Annotated in this window: 15 protein-coding genes; 9 read left to right on the plus strand and 6 right to left on the minus strand. The window is 66.9% G+C overall.

Going from position 1 to position 16,825, the window contains the following annotated elements:
- Nucleotides 1-103 precede the first annotated feature (103 nt).
- Nucleotides 104-985 carry an acyl-ACP desaturase gene (locus OOB33_RS06335; RefSeq protein ID WP_102768412.1) on the plus strand — a complete coding sequence of 294 codons (882 nt, stop codon included), beginning with the start codon at nt 104-106 and terminating at the stop codon, nt 983-985.
- A gap of 85 nt (nt 986-1,070) precedes the next feature.
- Here OOB33_RS06335 and OOB33_RS06340 read toward each other — a convergent pair whose 3' ends face one another.
- From OOB33_RS06340 to OOB33_RS06350, 3 genes are read right to left on the minus strand one after another with little or no spacing between them, the layout of a single operon-like run.
- Nucleotides 1,071-1,976 (minus strand): hypothetical protein, encoded by a 906-nt coding sequence (locus OOB33_RS06340; protein WP_271008071.1) that lies wholly within the window; start codon nt 1,974-1,976, stop codon nt 1,071-1,073.
- A 37-nt stretch (nt 1,977-2,013) separates the two neighbouring features.
- Nucleotides 2,014-2,886, minus strand: coding sequence for an ABC transporter ATP-binding protein (locus OOB33_RS06345; protein WP_271008072.1), 873 nt, complete (start codon nt 2,884-2,886; stop codon nt 2,014-2,016).
- Nucleotides 2,887-2,945: 59 nt separating this feature from the next.
- Nucleotides 2,946-3,296, minus strand: a complete 351-nt coding sequence (locus OOB33_RS06350; protein ID WP_171827125.1) for a GntR family transcriptional regulator — start codon at nt 3,294-3,296, stop codon at nt 2,946-2,948.
- A 248-nt stretch (nt 3,297-3,544) separates the two neighbouring features.
- Here OOB33_RS06350 and OOB33_RS06355 point away from each other — a divergent pair, with 248 nt between their 5' ends.
- The gene (locus tag OOB33_RS06355; RefSeq protein WP_271008073.1) at nt 3,545-4,738 is read left to right on the plus strand and encodes an esterase-like activity of phytase family protein; all 1,194 of its coding nucleotides are present in this window, start codon (nt 3,545-3,547) and stop codon (nt 4,736-4,738) included.
- A gap of 311 nt (nt 4,739-5,049) precedes the next feature.
- Nucleotides 5,050-5,442 (plus strand): hypothetical protein, encoded by a 393-nt coding sequence (locus tag OOB33_RS06360; RefSeq protein ID WP_271008074.1) that lies wholly within the window; start codon nt 5,050-5,052, stop codon nt 5,440-5,442.
- A 322-nt stretch (nt 5,443-5,764) separates the two neighbouring features.
- Here the strand turns inward: OOB33_RS06360 and OOB33_RS06365 are convergent, their stop codons facing one another.
- Nucleotides 5,765-6,187 (minus strand): VOC family protein, encoded by a 423-nt coding sequence (locus tag OOB33_RS06365; protein WP_271008075.1) that lies wholly within the window; start codon nt 6,185-6,187, stop codon nt 5,765-5,767.
- Nucleotides 6,188-6,626: 439 nt separating this feature from the next.
- On the opposite strand from OOB33_RS06365, the gene OOB33_RS06370 reads away from it, so the two are divergent.
- From OOB33_RS06370 to OOB33_RS06395, 6 genes are all read left to right on the plus strand, one after another.
- The gene (locus OOB33_RS06370) at nt 6,627-7,862 is read left to right on the plus strand and encodes a glycosyl hydrolase (protein ID WP_243392795.1); all 1,236 of its coding nucleotides are present in this window, start codon (nt 6,627-6,629) and stop codon (nt 7,860-7,862) included.
- Entirely contained in the window at nt 7,859-8,143 is a 285-nt protein-coding gene (locus OOB33_RS06375) for a MoaD/ThiS family protein (RefSeq protein ID WP_102768388.1), read from the plus strand. Before OOB33_RS06370 ends, OOB33_RS06375 begins: the two co-directional genes overlap by 4 nt.
- Before the next feature lie 118 nt (nt 8,144-8,261).
- A complete protein-coding gene (locus OOB33_RS06380; protein ID WP_102768387.1) occupies nt 8,262-9,098 on the plus strand; it encodes a GDSL-type esterase/lipase family protein in 837 nt (278 codons plus the stop codon).
- Between the two features lie 84 nt (nt 9,099-9,182).
- Complete coding sequence (locus OOB33_RS06385) at nt 9,183-10,775, plus strand: AbgT family transporter (RefSeq protein WP_102769644.1); 1,593 nt, start codon at nt 9,183-9,185, stop codon at nt 10,773-10,775.
- 103 nt (nt 10,776-10,878) lie between these two features.
- Nucleotides 10,879-12,399 carry an FAD-binding domain-containing protein gene (locus OOB33_RS06390; protein WP_271008076.1) on the plus strand — a complete coding sequence of 507 codons (1,521 nt, stop codon included), beginning with the start codon at nt 10,879-10,881 and terminating at the stop codon, nt 12,397-12,399.
- A gap of 27 nt (nt 12,400-12,426) precedes the next feature.
- Nucleotides 12,427-13,584 (plus strand): serine hydrolase domain-containing protein, encoded by a 1,158-nt coding sequence (locus OOB33_RS06395; protein ID WP_271008077.1) that lies wholly within the window; start codon nt 12,427-12,429, stop codon nt 13,582-13,584.
- 13 nt (nt 13,585-13,597) lie between these two features.
- Here the strand turns inward: OOB33_RS06395 and OOB33_RS06400 are convergent, their stop codons facing one another.
- Complete coding sequence (locus OOB33_RS06400; protein ID WP_271008078.1) at nt 13,598-15,565, minus strand: methyl-accepting chemotaxis protein; 1,968 nt, start codon at nt 15,563-15,565, stop codon at nt 13,598-13,600.
- A gap of 270 nt (nt 15,566-15,835) precedes the next feature.
- Complete coding sequence (locus tag OOB33_RS06405) at nt 15,836-16,816, minus strand: DMT family transporter (RefSeq protein ID WP_271008079.1); 981 nt, start codon at nt 16,814-16,816, stop codon at nt 15,836-15,838.
- Nucleotides 16,817-16,825: the final 9 nt, after the last annotated feature.

Consider the following 16,825-nt stretch of genomic DNA (forward strand, 5'->3'; position numbering starts at 1 on the left):
TCATACTCAGGCCTCACATCGAACGACACCACGAGCTCTTGCGCTCGCGGCCGAGCCGGCTGGCCCGCCCGCGAACCCACACAGAAACCCAGGAGGACTGACGATGCTGTACCCCGAGCTCTTCAAGCAGCTGGAGGCGGTGCGCTGGAATATGGACAAGGACATCCCCTGGGATGCCTTCGACGCCAGCCTGCTCAGCGATGACCAAGCCCGCACCATCAAGATGAATGCCATCACCGAGTGGGCGGCGCTGCCGGCCACCGAGATGTTCCTGCGTGACAACAAGGACGACAGTGATTTCTCGGCCTTCATGAGCGTCTGGTTCTTCGAGGAACAGAAACACTCGCTGGTGCTGATGGAGTACCTGCGCCGATTCCGCCCGGACATGGTGCCCACCGAAGATGAGCTGCACGAGGTGCGCTTCGAGTTCGACCCGGCGCCGCCGCTGGAAACCCTGATGCTGCATTTCTGTGGCGAGATCCGCCTCAACCACTGGTACCGCCGCGCGGCCGAGTGGCACACCGAGCCGGTGATCCGTGCCATCTACGAAACCCTGGCGCGCGACGAAGCCCGCCACGGCGGCGCCTACCTGCGTTACATGAAGCGGGCCATGCTCAAGTTTGGTGATGAGGCGCGTGCTGCCTTTGCCAAGGTGGGCGTGCTGATGGCCAGCGCGCGCCGCACGGCCCAGGCCCTGCACCCGACCAACCTCCATGTGAACGTGCAGCTGTTCCCGCGCGACACCATCCAGAGCCGCCTGCCCGACCCCGAGTGGCTGGAGCACTGGCTGGACAAGCAGATCCAGTTTGACTCGGTCTGGGAGAACAAGGTGGTGGACCGCATCCTGCACAACATGAGCCTGCTGATGGAGCGCAGCTTCGCCAGCGTGCAGGAGCTGAACCGCTACCGCAAGGAGATGGCGGCGGCAGTGTTGAGCGGCGGGCTCAAGGACGAGGGCGCGTTGGGCGCCTCCGCAGCCGCCTGAGCCATCGCTTCGCCCATGAAAAAGCCCGCCAATCGGCGGGCTTTGTGCTTGGCGGGCGAAGCCCTCGTGTGAGCTTCGGAGCGTTTCAGTGCGAGTTGCGGCGATGCAGGATCAGCAGGCCGAAGCAAATCGCCGCCACCACCAGACCGCCGACGAAATGAGGCGAGGCGGTCTGCGCCAGCGCCGCGGCGGCGTCCTGGCCCGCCCAGTTCAGCACATCGGCAACGCCTCGAATTTCGATCTTGGCGGCCTCTTCCTCTCCGATCAGGTGCATGGCATCGAAGAAGGCCGAGCCAGCACCCTGCACTTGCTCGGCCAGCAAGGTCCAGACGATGGGGTTGAGATAGACCTTGTGCAGGATCACACCGACCGTCACCACGGCCGTGACGACGGCCGGCACGCCCCAGCGCTTGAGCCAGGCAGCGGCGACCATGAAGCTCATGAAGATCGGCGCCATCCACAGCGTGAACAGCACGGTGCCCAGCACCATGCGGGCCAGCACGGCCAGCGCCGGCAGCACCAGCTGGTACCAGGACACCTGGGTCCAGACGACAAAGCCGCCGAGCTTGAGCGTGATCGCCAAGGCCATCACCACGCCGACACACAAGCCCACGCCCAGAGCCAGCACCAGCACAAAGATGGTGTGCATGAACAGGGTGGCGATCAGGCTTTCGCTGTGGCTGGCCGGCAGAGACAGCCAGAACTCGATCGAGCGGTCTTGATGGTCGCGCCGGGCCAGGCCGGGCAGTGAGAAACCGGTCATCAGCAGCGTGATGCCCCAGACCGCCAGCATGGTCGTCGCCATGATGGCGCCGACGCCTTCCGTCGGCGGCAGATCGCGGGCCTCGCCAATCTGCACGCCGCCGAAGGGCAGGGCCAGCAAGGCGATCACGGGCAGGGCCAGCATGGCGATCAGCCAGCCCTTGTGATGCTGCATCCATTCGCGTTGCAGCAGGGTCTTGAAGCGGGTTTGGAAATGTTGGGTGGACATGGTGTGTGTTCTCCTGGGCTTGGCGGGCATGCAGCGTTCAGTCTTGACGGCCGCGCAGCTCGGGCTTGCGCGTCAGGGCCATGAACAGATCGACCAGGCTGGGTCGGAAGCGTTGGCCCAGGGCCTGCAGATGCTCGGGCGGCTCGCCATCAAACAGCGCGGCCGGGCGGCCTTGCTGGCGGTAGCGCAGCAGCGGGTGGGCCGAGGCCACCGCGTCCGCGGCCGAGGCGTCGTGGGACAGGGCGACAAAGCGCGAGTCCATGGCCTCCAGGCTGATGTTGAGCACCAGCTTGCCCTCGTCCAGCATCATCACGTCGCTGAGCAGGGTCTCGATCTCCTCGACCTGGTGGGTCGAGATGATCACGCTGCGTTCGCCGTCGCACCATTCGTCGATCAGCATCTCGTAAAAGCTCTTGCGCGACATCACGTCCAGGCCGAGCGTCGGTTCGTCCAGGATCATCAGCTTCGTGTCGATGGCGGCAATCAAGGCCAGGTGCAGCTGGGTCACCATGCCTTTGGACAGGCTCTTGACCTTGTCCTGCGTGCCCACGCTGGTGCGCTTGAGCAGGGCGCGGGCGCGCTCGGCCGAGAACTTGGGCTGCAGGCCGCTCATCAGCGTGATCAGCTCGTGCACGCGCGCCCAGCGCGGCAGCACCGCCACATCGGGGATGTAGGACAGCGATTCCAGCAGCTCGCCACGTTGATTGCGCGGGTCCAGGCCCAGCACCTTCAGCTCACCCGTGCCGCCGACCAGGCCCACCATGGCCTTCATCAGCGAGGTCTTGCCGGCGCCGTTGTGGCCCAGCAGGCCCACCACCCGGCCCTTGGGGATGTTGAAGCTGATGTTGTCGACGGCAGTCTTGCGGCCGTAGCGAAGGCTGAAGTCGCGGGCTTCGATCAAGTGGCTCATGGTGGCGGAGGGTGCAAGGGTGGATGGTGCGGGGTGGGCGATTGTGGCGGCAACGGTGCTCATGTGGCCTCCCAGTTCAGGTCTTGGGCGCTCAGGCCCAGGCGGCGCAGCTTGTCGCGCAGCTGCGGCCACTCGGTGTGCAGGAACTGCTCGCGCTTGGCTTTCAGCAAGCGCTCGCGGGCGCCGCTGCGCACATACATGCCCAGGCCGCGGCGGCTCTCGATCAGCTCGTTGTCCACCAGGGCCTGCAAGGCCCGGGTCACCGTCAACGGGTTGATCAGGTACTGGCTCGCCAGATGGCGCACCGAAGGCAGGGCCTCGCCCTCAGGCGGCGAGCCATCCAGCAACTGCACGGCCAGGCGATCGGCCAGCTGCTGGTAGATGGGGGCAGAGTCGTTCCAGGTTTGCATAACGGTCGAGGCCGAAGCCGGTGTGTTACTGATGTAGCACACCATAACAAGCCGACCGGGGCCGCCCAAGGCGGGCGCGACAGACTGCAGAAAAGGGGGGATGAAGCGGAGGGCAGGCCGGTGCCCGCCCGCAAGCCCCGACTCTTGACCCGCCCTGATCTGTTCGACCCATGGGGCGTGGCCAAACCTTCATCGGCGGTCGATAGCCTGAGTGGCATTCCTCCATCTCCACAGAAAGACTCCTCGTCATGAAGTACCGCGCACTCTTCCCCTTGGCCTTGGCATGCAGCGTGTTCAGCTGCCAGGCGGCTGACTTCCAGCTGCGCCTGATCGGCAGCACCGCCCTGCCCACGGGCACAAAGTTTCAAGGCGTGGAGTTCGGCGGCATTTCAGGGCTGGATCGCGCGGCCGATGGCAGCTACTTCGCCATCTCGGACGACCGAGGCGGTGAGCGCGGCACGCCTCGCTTCTACAAGCTGCACCTGGACTACGACGCCTCGGGCTTCAAGGCCGTGACCATTGACAGCCAGACCACGATGAAGCGCCCCGATGGCAGCGCCTTCCCGTCCAACGCCCGCACGGTGGACCCCGAAAGCATCCGCGTGGCCCCCAATGGCAACCTCTACTGGTCCAGCGAGGGCAACTGGAACGCCAACCCCCAACTGCGCTACCAGCCCTTTGTGCGCGAGATGAAGACCGACGGCAGTTTTGTGCGCGAGTTCAACACGCCCGCCATGTTCAACTACGTGGACAACGCCACCACCGGCGGCCGCAGCAACAAGCTGTTCGAGGCCCTGACCGTGGCGCCCAATGGCACGGTGTGGACGGCCAATGAAGACGCATTGATCCAGGATGGCAACATCACCTCGCTGAGCAAGGGCAGCACGGTGCGCGTCACCGCGCTGAACCCGCTCACCGGCCAGTCCGGCGCGCAATACGCCTACCAGTTGCCGCCCATCCCCGTGGATGCCGCGCCCGGCGCGCCCTTCGGCCCCGACAACGGCCTGCCCGAGCTGCTGGCCCTGTCCGATACCCGTTTCCTGGCCGTGGAGCGCGCTTTCGCCTCGGGCGTGGGCAACACCATCCGCCTGGTGCTGACCGACACCACCGGCGCCACCGATGTGAGCGGCATCGTCAGCTTGAATGGCGCCAATGGCGTCACGCCCATGAGCCGCGAAGTGCTCCTGGAAATGGCGATTCAGTACCAGGGCATCACCCTCGACAACGTCGAGGCCATCAGCTGGGGCAAGACCCTGGACAACGGCAACCGCACCCTGGTGCTGGCCGTGGACAACAACTTCGCCGCCAACCAAAGCACCCAGTTCATGGCCTTTGAAGTCAGCGCCGTGCCCGAGCCCCAGAGCTGGGCGCTGATGCTGGCCGGCCTGCTCGGCGTGGTGGCCCGCCGTCGCGCGCCGGGCCGCCATCGCGACGCGGTCTGAAGTCTTGATCTGACCCGTCGCAAGAGGCTACGGGCTCAATGACAGGGGGGCAGGTCTTGCGGCTTGGCCCCTTTTCATTTCCTCCGGAGAGATCCTCCACGCAGGCCATGGCGGTGAACGGCAGATTCAACTTGCTACAAAGCAAGGATGCGAGACGCGTTTAGGTTCCGTGTGTCTCAAACTCGGAACGTGATGAAACGGGGCCGTGCCAGATTCGATGCAGGCCCTGGCTCAGCCTCAGCGCAAAAACGAAACGAGGACAGCCTGCCCAGCTTTGCGGCAAGGTCGACCGGTCTGTGCTCGACTCGCGTGTGAACTTGGCGGCCGGCGCGGGCCTGCCCGTGGAACTGAGCGAGATGGGTCCAGCCCGAAGGCACGGCGACATCTGTAGTGTCCGCTTTGCGGTCACTGAGTTTCTGAGGGAGGTAGTCATCAAGCCAGGACGTATCGCGCTGCTGCTTTGCGCACCGATGTACTACGTGGTTTGGAAAGCCATCGTTGGCTCGCGCCAAGAGTTTCTTGATGCGCTCCGGTTCTGGTTTCAGCCCAACTGGCTGTCTTGGCTGCGTGCGGAGTTCAACAAGGACATGCATATGTCCTTCAAGCTCGGCTTGCACATGGCTCATGCTCAGCCTGTTCCAGTGACTGGGGATGACGCGCGGCACGCAGTCACGATGCCGCAAAAGCCTGCGACTTGTGAATGACAGCCTCAGGCTGTCGAGTTGCGCAAGTCGAAGGCTGCCGCTGCGCCCCGCAGGGCTGAATGCAGCGCATCAAGGTCTTCGAGAGTGCCAACCGAACGCATCCAATGCCGTCACTGACCGGTCGCCGACTCGCGCCAGCTTCTGCTTGAACTGATGGGCGAAGCATCCTGCCCACCATGTCCTGCGGCGCGTGATGATGGGATTGGCTCAGCTGTTCGCGGCCCTGCCTTGCCTTGGCAATTCAAACGGCTGATCTTGTTCGTGAGGCACGGAAATTTCGCCCCGGCTTCGTTTTTTGGGGCAACCCGACTCGGCCCCTGTTTCAGTCCTCAGCTGCTGGCGCCCCTTCCGCATTCATCCAAAACACCCCCCACAAATGCCCATCCGGGTCGGCCAGATCGCGGGCGTACATGAAGCCCAGGTCGTGCACCGGGTTCACATCGGCCCGGCCGCCTCGGCTTTGAGCCACTTCGTTCATCGCGTCCACGGCTTCGCGGCTGGGCAGCGAGAGGTTGAGCATGTGGCCGGCAGTGCCGGCGGGCGGCAGGGGCAGCTCGGTGAAGCTGCGCCATTTGCTGTGGCTGAGCAGCATGGTGTGGATGGTCTCGCTCCAGACCAAGCAAGCGCCTTCGGCATCGCTGAACTGCGGGTTCAGCTCGAAGCCCAGGGCTTGGTAGAAGGCGATCGAGGCGGGCAGGTTCTGGACCGGCAGGCTGATGAAGATCTGTTTGAGGTGCGGGCTCATGGGGAGGGGCTCCGTGGGTGAAGGGGTGAACAGGTGAACAGGTGAACAGGTGAACAGGTGAACAGGTGAGGGGCTGGTGAACTCAGACGACGAAGCGGGCTGGGGGAAATCGACAAGGCGCTGCCGCGTCATTGCATCGCGTCTCATCAGCTCTGTGTAGGCGGGCCCGAGTCTCCGCGCTTCGGCCCGGTGCGGCCCTGGCACAAACGCGCATGACGGCGAAGGCGGGCGGCGCACAGAATCGGGCCGTGGACGCGAGGGGGGGCGTTGGCGCGGCCTTGGCCTTGATCTTTTTGTGTGAGGCCTGTCGAAGAAAGCCGCCCTCGTTCGTCGTGTTTGTTGTTCATTCCATTCAGTACGCCGCGGTGTCGGCCACTCAGGTGCTCGGCCTGCCGCGCCCCATTCATCGCAATTCCCCCAGCGTCAAGGAGACCCCGTCATGAGCCCCAGCCGCACCGTCCGCGCCCCCGCATCAAGTCGCCAGACCACGCGCAAGACCTCCAGCAGCCCTGCGCGCCGCATCGTCGTGCTGGTGGCCACGCGCAAGGGCGCCTGGCTGTTCCACAGCGATGCCAAGCGTCGCAGCTGGACGGTGGACGGCCCGCATTTCCTGGGCCACACCATCAGCCATCTGGTGCTGGACCCGCGCGATGGCCGCACCCTGCTGGCCGCGGCCAAGACCGGGCATCTGGGCCCGACGATTTTTCGCTCCAGCAATTTGGGGCGCAGTTGGAAGGAGGCAACCCAGCCGCCCGCCTTTGCCGCGCCGCCGGCCGGCAGCACGCTGCCCGCCCGCTCGGTGGACCACAGCTTCTGGCTGACGCCGGGCCATGCCAGCGAGCCGGGAACTTGGTATGTGGGCACCTCGCCGCAAGGCCTGTTCCGCTCGGACGATGGCGGTGAGCGCTGGCAGCCCCTGCCTGCAGTCAACGACAGCGCGCAGTTCCGTGAATGGATGGGCTCGGCCCAGGACGGCACGCCGGACGGCCCCAAGCTGCATTCGGTGATCGTCGATCCGCGTGACCCGCAGCATCTCTACTTCGGCATGTCGGGCGGCGGCGTCCATGAGTCGCGCGACGGCGGCGCCAGCTGGAGCCCTTTGATCCAGGGCATGGAAGTGGTGGGCGGCTTTGATCCGAACACCATCACCTTCCACGACCCGCATTGCTTGCGCATCTGCCCCACGCAGCCGGATCGGCTCTACCAGCAGAACCACTGCGGCATCTACCGCCTGGACCGCACGGGCCGGGCCGAGGACGATGTCTGGCAGCGCATCGGCCGCAAGATGCCCAAGCGCGTGGGCGATATCGGCTTTCCCATGGTGGTGCACCCACGCGACCCGGACACGGCCTGGGTCTTTCCCATGGACGGGCAAGACGTCTGGCCGCGCACCGCGCCGGGCGGCCAGCCCGCCGCCTACATCACCCGCAATGCCGGCAAGACCTGGCAGCGCCTCGATGAAGGCCTGCCCGAGAGCCAGGCCTGGTGGACCATCAAGCGCCAGGCCATGACGGTGGATGCGCAGGCCAAACCGGCGCTTTACCTCGGCACCACCGGGGGCGAGCTCTGGATCGGCCGCGATGAGGGTGCGAAGTGGCAGAACATCGCCCGCCATCTGCCCGAGATCTACGCCGTCGAGGTGGCCGAGCTGGACGATCCGGCCTATCCGGCATGAAGCTCATGCTGCCCGGCGCCCTGCGCAGTTATGCGCCGCAGCTGCAGTTCGAGCTGCCGCAGGCCGAGGCGCTGAACGCTCAGGGCCTGTGCACGCTGGATTCGCTCTTCGATGCGCTCGACCGGCGCCACCCGGGCCTGCGCTTTCGGGTGGTGGATGAGCAGGGGCTGCTGCGCGCCAATATGCGCATCTTCGTCAACGGCCTGGGGGTGCGCGATCTGCAGCACGCTCTCGCGGCCGAGGATCTCGTGGCCGTGGTGCTGGCCCTCAGCGGCGGCTGAGGGCGCCGCTTCGCTGACCTGACCTCGGGAAAGCCCGTCTGGCGCCGCCATGGCGCTTGCTGGAGGCTGTGCGCTCCGAACAAACTGGGCCCCTGCGGCCCGACGAGGAGGCGTATCCATGAGTTCCGTTCTCATCAGCGGCGCGCAGTACCTGGCCCACCCCGAGCGCGTCGATCGCAAAGGCCCTTTTCAACGCACCTACCTGGCCGAGGGCGATTCCTGGATGGACGCCAGCGCCTTGGCCCAGGGCTCGCTGCCCTACTACCTGGTGCAAGAGTTCAATCGGCGCGATCAGAGCTGTCTGATCATCAACATCTCCACCTCGGGCCAGACCCTGCAGCGCATCGAGCAGACCATGCAGAGCGATTACGTCTGGTGGCTGCGCCAGCAGCGTTTTGACGGCGTGCTCTTCAGCGCCGGCGGCAATGACTTCATCGATGCCGCACGCGACCCGAACCCGGGCCAGGGCCTGCTGCGCGACATGGCCGGCCAGCCCTTGCCCAGCGATGGCTATGCCTGCGTCCGGCCCGAGGCCTTGAGCTTGCTGCGGCATTACCTGGACGTCAATTTCAGCGCCATGGTGCAGGCCCTGCGCGACAGCCCGCTCAATGCCGACACGCCGATGTTCCTGAACGGCTACGACACCCCCACCGCGCGCAATGCGCCCGCGCTGGATGGCGTGATCGGGCCCTGGCTCTACCAGGCCTATGTAAAAAACCAGATCGACCCCACGCTCTGGCCCACACTCACCCGTGGTTTGTTCCAGGACATTCAGTCGGTGGTGCAGGGTTGGGCCCAGGCGCATGCGGGCGTGACGGCCGTGCCCACCACGGGCCTGCTGCAGCCTGCGGCGCCGGGCAGCACCGGCAGCAGCGGCGATTGGAAGAACGAGATCCACCCCAATGCGCGCGGCTGGAAAAAACAGGCGGTCGTCTGGGCCGATCTGCTGGCATGATCGCCGCCGACTGCAGCCCGGCGGATTGGCCGGGCCGGCAGACTTTTTGTCTTGAACCTCAAGGGCTTTGAGCCCCTCCACATCATGACCTCACCCACGCCGCCCGCAGCGCCCACGACTGCGGCCAACCCTCCCTTGTCGCCGCTGGCGCGCGCGCTCAATGCCGTCGAGCGTCTGGGCAACAAGCTGCCCGATCCGGCCATTCTGTTTGCCTTGCTGATGGTGCTGGTCTGGCTGCTGTCCTGGTGGATGTCGAGCATGCAGTTCACCGACATCGACCCGCGCAGCCAGCAGCCCATCGCCATCAAGAACCTGCTCTCGGGTGCCGCCCTGGCCGCCTTTGCATCGGGCCTGGTCACCAACTTCACCGGCTTCGCGCCGCTGGGTGTGGTGCTGGTGGCCATGCTGGGCCTGGGTGTGGCGGAGCACACCGGCTTCATCAACGCCGGCTTGCGGGCCATCCTGGCCGTCACTGCACGCGCCTTGCTGACGCCGGTGTTGATCGCGGTGGGCATCCTCAGCCATGTCGCGGTGGATGCGGGTTATGTGCTGGTCATCCCGCTCGGCGCGGTGATGTTCTATGCCGCCGGCCGCCACCCCCTGGCCGGCATTTCGGCGGCTTTTGCCGGGGTGTCGGGTGGCTTCTCGGCCACCTTTTTCATCCCGTCCAGCCTGGACCCTTTGCTCGCCGGCCTGACCCAGGTGGCGGCCCGTCTGTCGGCTGACCCGGGCGCGGCGGCCATCGTCATCAACCCGCTCAACAACTTCTACTTCACCTCCGCCTCGGCCCTGATGATCGTGCTGCTGGGCTGGGCGGTGACCGATCTGCTGATCGAACCGCGCCTGCGCAAGAGCACGGCGGTGGATGGTGACCCGGCCGAGCTGCCCAAGATCGAGCCCCTGAGCGCCAAGGAAAAACGCGGCCTGCTGATGGCCGGCCTGGCCACGCTGGTGGCCGCGGGCCTGTTCGTGGCGGCGGTGCTGCCGGCGGATTCGGCCTGGCGCAGCCCGGCAGGCGAGCTGGCGGCGGCCGCGGCCCCGTTGATGAAATCCATCGTCGCGCTGATCTTTGTGTTCTTCCTGATCCCGGGCGTGGTCTACGGTTATGCCTCGGGCAGCATCCAGAGCCATGCCGACATCGTCAAAGGCATGAGCAAGGCCATGAGCGGCATGGGCTACTACATCGTCATGGCCTTCTTCTGCGCGCAGTTCATCTACGCCTTTGGTCAGTCGAACCTGGGGGCCTTGCTGGCCATCAAGGGCGCCAGCTGGCTCAAGGACATGGCCTTCCCCACGGGCGTGACCCTGATCGGTATGGTCTTGCTGACCAGCGTGGTCAATCTGCTGATTGGTTCGGCCTCGGCCAAATGGGCGCTGATCGGCGCCATCATGGTGCCGATGCTGATGCAGCTGGGCATCTCGCCCGACCTGACCCAAGCGGCCTACCGTGTCGGTGACAGCTCCACCAACATCATCACGCCCCTGATGCCTTACTTCCCCTTGATCGTGGTGTTTTGCCAGAAGTATGTGAAGGGCGCCGGCATCGGCACCCTGATCGCGCTGATGCTGCCCTATTCGCTGGCCCTGCTGGTCGGCTGGACAGCCTTCCTGCTGGGTTTCTGGGCCCTGGGCTTCCCCCTGGGCGTGGGCGCCAGCTACGTCTACCCCCTGCCTTGAAGTCAGGCGCCGCGTAAGCCCCGCCGGCCCGCGAGGCCTTGGCTTTCGCGCTAGTCTGCGGGGCGCTGCAGGGGTGGCATGAAGGCCGCCCCCTCAGCCCCGCATGAGGCCCCCGACCGCATCCTCCCACCCCTCCACCCCCACCGCCCTGGTCTGGTTCAAGCGCGACCTGCGCTTGCGCGACCATGCGCCGCTGGTGGAAGCCACGCAGTTCGAGCGCGCGGCGGCCCTGCTGCTGATCGAACCCGAGTGGCTGCAGAGCCCCGAGTGCGAGGCCCGGCATGTCGAGTTCCTGTTGGCCTGTGCCGAGGCGCTGCAGCAAGACCTGGCCTGCATCGGCTTGCCCCTGATCGTGCGCGTGGGCTCGGCCGTGGCGGTGCTGGAGCAGCTGCGCCAGGAGCTGGGTTTCAGCCACCTGCTCAGCCACGAGGAAACCGGCACGGGCTGGAGCTATGTTCGCGACATCGAGGTCGCCCGCTGGTGCCGCACCCGCGGCGTGGCCTGGCAGGAGTGGCCGCAGACCGGGGTGGTGCGGCGCCTGAAGTCGCGCAGCGGCTGGGCCGCGCTCTGGGCCCAGCGCATGGATGCGGCGCCGCTGCCGCGGCCCCTGGGCTTCAAGCCCTGGCTCGATCAGCCGCAAGCGCCACTGCCCCGGCTGCAGGACCTGGGCTTCGCACCCAGCACCGTGCCGGCCACGCCACCCGGCGAGCGTGCCGCCTGGCAGACCCTGGGCAGCTTTCTGGAGGGCCGCGGGCGCGACTACCGCAGCGCGCTTTCCAGCCCGCTCACCGCCACCGAGGGCTGCAGCCGGCTCAGCGCCCACCTGGCCTTCGGCACCATCTCCATGCGCCTGGTGCACCAGGCCACCGAGCGCCGCATCGCCAGCGCGGAAGACCGCAGCCTGGCCTACGGCTTGCGCGGCTTCTCCAGCCGGCTACGCTGGCATTGCCATTTCATGCAGAAGCTGGAGGACGAGCCGGCCCTGGAGTGGCGCAACTTGGCCCGCGCCGTCGATGGCTTGCGCCCCGGTGATCGCTCGCCGCTGGAGGGGGGCGACCGCGAGCGCTTCGAGGCCTGGTGCGAGGGACGGACGGGTTATCCCATGGTGGACGCCTGCATGCGCCAGCTGCGTGCCACCGGCTGGCTGAACTTCCGCATGCGGGCCATGCTGGTCAGCTTTGCCGCCTATCACCTGTGGCTGCACTGGCGCGAGCCCGGTCTGTTCCTGGCGCGGCAGTTCCTGGACTTCGAGCCCGGCATCCACTGGAGCCAGATGCAGATGCAGTCGGGCACCACCGGCATCAACACCTTGCGCATCTACTCGCCCGCCAAGCAGGCGCGCGAGCACGACCCGCTGGGCGAGTACCAGCGCCGCTGGCTGCCCGAGCTGGGCACGGCGGCCTACCCCGCGCCCATCGTCGACGAGCGCGCCGCTCTGGCCCGCGCCAAGGAGGCGCTCTACGGCCAGCGCCGCCGCCCCGAGGCGCAGGCCGAGGCCGAGCGCATCCAGGACAAGCATGGTTCGCGCAAGAGCGTCCTGCCGTCGACAGCGCGGCCCAGCAAGGCCTCGGCCCGGCGTGGAGCGACTTCGGCCGCTGAGCAGGCGCAGCAAAGCCTGTTCTGAGCGACCGGCCCGTGCGAGACTGCGGCCATGTGCTGCCGCCTGGACCTGCCCTCGCTTGCCTCCGCCCTGCGCCGTGGAATCCTGGCGTTTGGCTGGCTGCTGCTCGTGCTGAACTCACCGGCGGCGCAGGCGGCTGCCGCCCCCGATCGCTTCGAGCGCATCAGCCCGGCCGAAGCCGGCTACGACGCCGCGCGCCTGCAGGCGCTGGCTGACTTTCTGGCCCAGGCCGGCTCGCAATCGATGCTTTTGCTGCACGAGGGCCGCGTGTTCTTCGAGTGGGGCGATGTGCGCAAGCCCTTGTTGCTGCATTCCATGCGCAAGGCGGTGTTGAACGCCCTGGTCGGGCAATGCGTGGCACGGGGCCGGCTGCGGCTGGAGGCCACGCTGGCCGAGCTGGGCATCGACGACAACGCGCCTGCGCTCACGGCCGAGGAGCGCCGCGCCACCGTGCTGCAGCTGCTGCAGTCGCGCTCGGGCATCTACCACCCGGCCGCAGCCGAGAGCGCCGCCATGCAGGCCGCCAAGCCGCCGCGTGGCAGCCATGCGCCGGGCGCGCACTGGCACTACAACAACTGGGATTTCAATGCCGCGGCCGCCGTGCTGGAGCGTGCTTGCGGGCCGCTGTTCGAGGCTTTCGATCGCGACATTGCCAAGCCCCTGGGCATGCTGGACTGGCAGGCCCGCATCGGCCGCTGGAGCGAGGGCGATCCGGAGCCCGATGCGGCCTGGCTGGCCAGGCTGGATGGCTTTGTGCAGCAGGAGCCCTCGCGCTCGCGCTTCCCCGCCCAGCACTTCCGGCTCAGTGCGCATGACCTGGCCCTCTACGGCCAGCTCTACCTGCAAGGCGGCGCTTGGCGTGGCCAGCAACTGTTGCCACGCGACTGGATCGAGCAAAGCACCCAGCCCGTGTCGGTGGTGCAGCCGCAATGGGGCCTGGCCTACGGCCGGCTCTGGGATGTGCTGTTGCCGGCCCGGCCCGAGGACCCGCCGGCCTTCTTCCACACCGGCGTCGATGTGCACATGCTGGGCGTCTATCCGCTGCAGCGCCTGGTCATGGTGCACCGGGTGGACACCGAGGCGGGCAGCAGCCGCTTCAAGCCGCGCGATCTGGTGCAGGTGATCCGGCTGATGCACGCGGCGCGGCTGGCGCCGCCGCCATCGCCAGCACCGGCGACCTCGCCTTAGTGCGGGGGCGGGCTCAGGGCAGCTTGAAGGCGTCCACCGCGCGGGCCAGTTGCTCAGCCTGCTGGCGCATGCCGCTGGAGGCCGCGGCGGTTTCCTCGACCAGGGCGGCGTTCTGCTGCGTCATCTGGTCCAGCTCGTGGATGGCTTTGCCGACCTGCTCGATGCCCAGGGCCTGTTCACGCGCACCGCTGGAGATGCCTTGCAGCAGGCTGCCCACCTTGCTGGTGCTTTCGACGATGGCGCGCATGGTGGTGCCGGCCTCGCTGACGATGCGGTTGCCCACGTCCACCCGCTCGCCGCTGGCCACAATCAGTTGCTTGATCTCGCGTGCGGCTTCGGCGCTGCGCTGGGCCAGGGCCCGCACCTCGCTGGCCACCACAGCAAAGCCGCGGCCTTGTTCACCCGCCCGCGCCGCTTCCACCGCCGCATTCAGCGCCAGGATGTTGGTCTGGAAGGCGATGCTGTCGATCACGCCGATGATCTCGCCGATGCGGCGGCTGGAGTCCTGGATCTCGGACATGGTGGTGACCACCTGCTCGATCACCTGCCCGCCCTGGCCGGCCAGCTTGACGTTTTGTGCCGCCACGCCGGCGGCTTGTGAGGCGCCTTCGGTTGTGTTGCTGACGGTGGAGCTGATTTCCTCCATGGCCGAGGCGGTTTCCTCCAGATTGGCCGCGGCCTGTTCGGTGCGTTGCGACAGGTCCATGCTGCCGGTGGCGACCTCGTCCGCCGACAGCTTGATGGCATCGGCCGCCTCGCGAACCTCACTGACCGTGGCACGCAAGGACAGCTGCATCTCTGCCAGTGCACCCATCAGCAGGGCGGTCTCGTCGCGGCCCTTGGGTGTCAGGGTGTCGGTCAGGTCGCCGGCGGCCATGGCGCGCATGCGCTGAATCAGGGTGCTGATGCCGGAATTCATCACCCGGTAGAAGCAATAGAAAAAGTAGAGGCCGGCCAGCAGCAAGACCAAGGCGCCGCCTGCGCCCAGGATCGTGCCGTGCAACAGGCGCTGCTGGCGCGCTTCGAGCAGAGCGTCCAGTTGTTTTGCAAGGGCGCGCTGCATGCCGCTCAGCTCCACCAGAGCGGCGCTGGCCTCTTGCACGATGTCGGCAGCCTTGCGTTCGCCGACGCTGTCTTGCTGCAGCAAGGCTTCGCCGCGGGTGGTGAAGTCCAGGGCGCTGGTCATTTGTTCCGCCAGCTTGCTCTGTGCCAGGGCCGGGTTGAACTCTGCGGCATGGATCAGGTCGTCGCGCAGGCTGTTCAGCAGCGCCTTGTCTATGGCCACGCTGGCGGCTGCGGTGGCCAAACGCTGTGGCTTGGGGTCCATCACATAGTTCGCCAGGGCTCCTCGGCTCAAGCCCAGGTTCTCCATCAGGGGCGGCAAATGGAAGGTCGCAGCCAGCATCAGGTAGTAGCTGTCGCCTTCGGGGTCCAGGGCAAGACCGCTGGTATTGGCCACATGCTCGACCAGGTCGCCCAACTGCTTGCTGATTTCCACATAGGGTTTGCGAACCTCGGCCGCGCTCATGCCTTGGCTGGCCTGGCGCGACGCGGCCTCATGCGCGGCCATCAGCGGCTTCCAGTGCTCGTCGCCTTTGTCTTCAAAGCTGTCGAGGCGCGGCTTGGCTTCTTTGTGCAACAGTTCGAAGGCCGTTTTGAACCGGTCCTGCAAGGCCGGCAGGTCGCTTCTCTCCACCCCATTGGCTCGGTCGATCAGTCCTCGGCGCAAGAGTTGAGTGGCCTCCATGGCCGGCAAGATCGCTTGGATGGTGGCCAGGCCAGTGCGCTCCGAGGCCGTGCTTTGCCAGGCGGACTTCCGATCGGAGATCAGCACCCCCAAGGTCATGAGCATGGGCAGCACCAGAAGCACCAGGATCACGCCCGCCTTGGCCGGAAACATCATCTGGCGGAACCAGTTCACGCCGGGGCGGGCCCAGCCAGGGGTGCTGGCGATCGGTGTGGAATGCGTAGATGGGCGCATGGAGGCGTCTCGTCAGTTGGGATGAACGCGGGGGCAAGGCGGGGCATTCAACAGCCCCGCTTCATGCCTTGCGGTGAAGCGCGGACCAGAACCGGTCAGGCCACAGCGGGCGCAGCGCGTCTGCCGTGGTGCCTCGACCGAGCGCCGTCTGCGCCTCCAGGCGTCTGACGGGCGGAATCGGGTGCGTCCCTGCATGGTATTGCAATGGATTGCAATAAGCAGTATCGGCAGGGAGCCCGCAGGCCTTGAACGCAAGACGGGGCGGAAAAACTACCGATCTCCGGGCTTGCCCGTGGCAGCACCTGTGGGCGCCACGCCACGGGAATCACCGGCTTCTTCCTCGTTCGGTGCCGGTTCGGGCTTGCGGTTCACCAGGGCCACGCCCACCGCCAGGGCCAGCAAGGCCAGGCCCAGGCGCGGGCTGATCGCCTCATCCAGCAGGGCGGCGCCGGCCAGCAGGCCGAACAGCGGCGTGGCCAGGGTGAAGCTGGCCAGGCGGGTGGCCGGGTAGTGGCGGATCATCCAGAACCAGAGCAGGTAGCTGGCAAAGCTGACGATCACCGCCTGGAAGAAGAACAGGCCGCTGAGGCGCAGCGACCATTCGGCCGGCAGCGGCTCGCCGACCCAGAGCGCGGCCAGGCTCAGGCCCAGGCCGGAGATGCCCAGCTGGTAGAGCAGGGTCTTCTCGGCGCTGGCGCTGGACAGGCGGCTGCCGCGGATGGCCAGGGTGGTGCCGCCCCAGAGCAGGGCCGCCAGCACACCCAGGCTGTCACCCAGCCATTGCAAGGGACGGCTGGCCTCTTCTTGATGGAAACCTTCCGAGAAGGCCCAGGCCACCGCCGCGAAGGCCATCACCAGGCCAGCGATCTGGCGCGGCGCCAGGCGCTCGCTGGCCGAGATGAAGGGCATGCCCAGGGCCACGACAAAGGGGCTCAGGTAGATGAACACCACCATGCGCGAGGCGCTGGTGAACTGCAGGCCGATGAAGATGCAGGCGAACTCCAGCCCGAACAGCGCCCCCGCCAGCAGACCGCCGCGCAGCGTGCCATCGCGCTGGAACAGGGCGATGCCGCGCCACCACGCCCACAGCGCCACCAGCCCCGCCGCCACCAGCGAGCGCAGCCCGGCCTGCCAGAGCGGCCCCATCTCGCTCATCGCAGCCTTCACCGCCACCTGGTTCAGGCCCCACATGACGCAGCAGATCAGCAGCAGGACGATGGCGCGGGGGTCGAGGTGGGTGTGGCGGGGCATGGGGGGGAG

It is taken from the genome of Paucibacter sp. B51 (genome assembly GCF_027863535.1).
Classification (GTDB): Bacteria; Pseudomonadota; Gammaproteobacteria; order Burkholderiales; family Burkholderiaceae_C; genus Paucibacter_A; species Paucibacter_A aquatilis.

Coding starts and splice junctions, on each gene's coding strand:
- OOB33_RS06385 (WP_102769644.1), top strand. CDS start 9,183: ATGACCTCACCCACGCCGCCCGCAGCGCCCACGACTGCGGCCAACCCT.
- OOB33_RS06375 (WP_102768388.1), top strand. CDS start 7,859: ATGAAGCTCATGCTGCCCGGCGCCCTGCGCAGTTATGCGCCGCAGCTG.
- OOB33_RS06345 (WP_271008072.1), bottom strand. CDS start 2,886: ATGAGCCACTTGATCGAAGCCCGCGACTTCAGCCTTCGCTACGGCCGC.
- OOB33_RS06390 (WP_271008076.1), top strand. CDS start 10,879: ATGAGGCCCCCGACCGCATCCTCCCACCCCTCCACCCCCACCGCCCTG.
- OOB33_RS06380 (WP_102768387.1), top strand. CDS start 8,262: ATGAGTTCCGTTCTCATCAGCGGCGCGCAGTACCTGGCCCACCCCGAG.
- OOB33_RS06400 (WP_271008078.1), bottom strand. CDS start 15,565: ATGCGCCCATCTACGCATTCCACACCGATCGCCAGCACCCCTGGCTGG.
- OOB33_RS06355 (WP_271008073.1), top strand. CDS start 3,545: ATGAAGTACCGCGCACTCTTCCCCTTGGCCTTGGCATGCAGCGTGTTC.
- OOB33_RS06340 (WP_271008071.1), bottom strand. CDS start 1,976: ATGTCCACCCAACATTTCCAAACCCGCTTCAAGACCCTGCTGCAACGC.
- OOB33_RS06350 (WP_171827125.1), bottom strand. CDS start 3,296: ATGCAAACCTGGAACGACTCTGCCCCCATCTACCAGCAGCTGGCCGAT.
- OOB33_RS06395 (WP_271008077.1), top strand. CDS start 12,427: ATGTGCTGCCGCCTGGACCTGCCCTCGCTTGCCTCCGCCCTGCGCCGT.
- OOB33_RS06365 (WP_271008075.1), bottom strand. CDS start 6,187: ATGAGCCCGCACCTCAAACAGATCTTCATCAGCCTGCCGGTCCAGAAC.
- OOB33_RS06370 (WP_243392795.1), top strand. CDS start 6,627: ATGAGCCCCAGCCGCACCGTCCGCGCCCCCGCATCAAGTCGCCAGACC.
- OOB33_RS06405 (WP_271008079.1), bottom strand. CDS start 16,816: ATGCCCCGCCACACCCACCTCGACCCCCGCGCCATCGTCCTGCTGCTG.
- OOB33_RS06335 (WP_102768412.1), top strand. CDS start 104: ATGCTGTACCCCGAGCTCTTCAAGCAGCTGGAGGCGGTGCGCTGGAAT.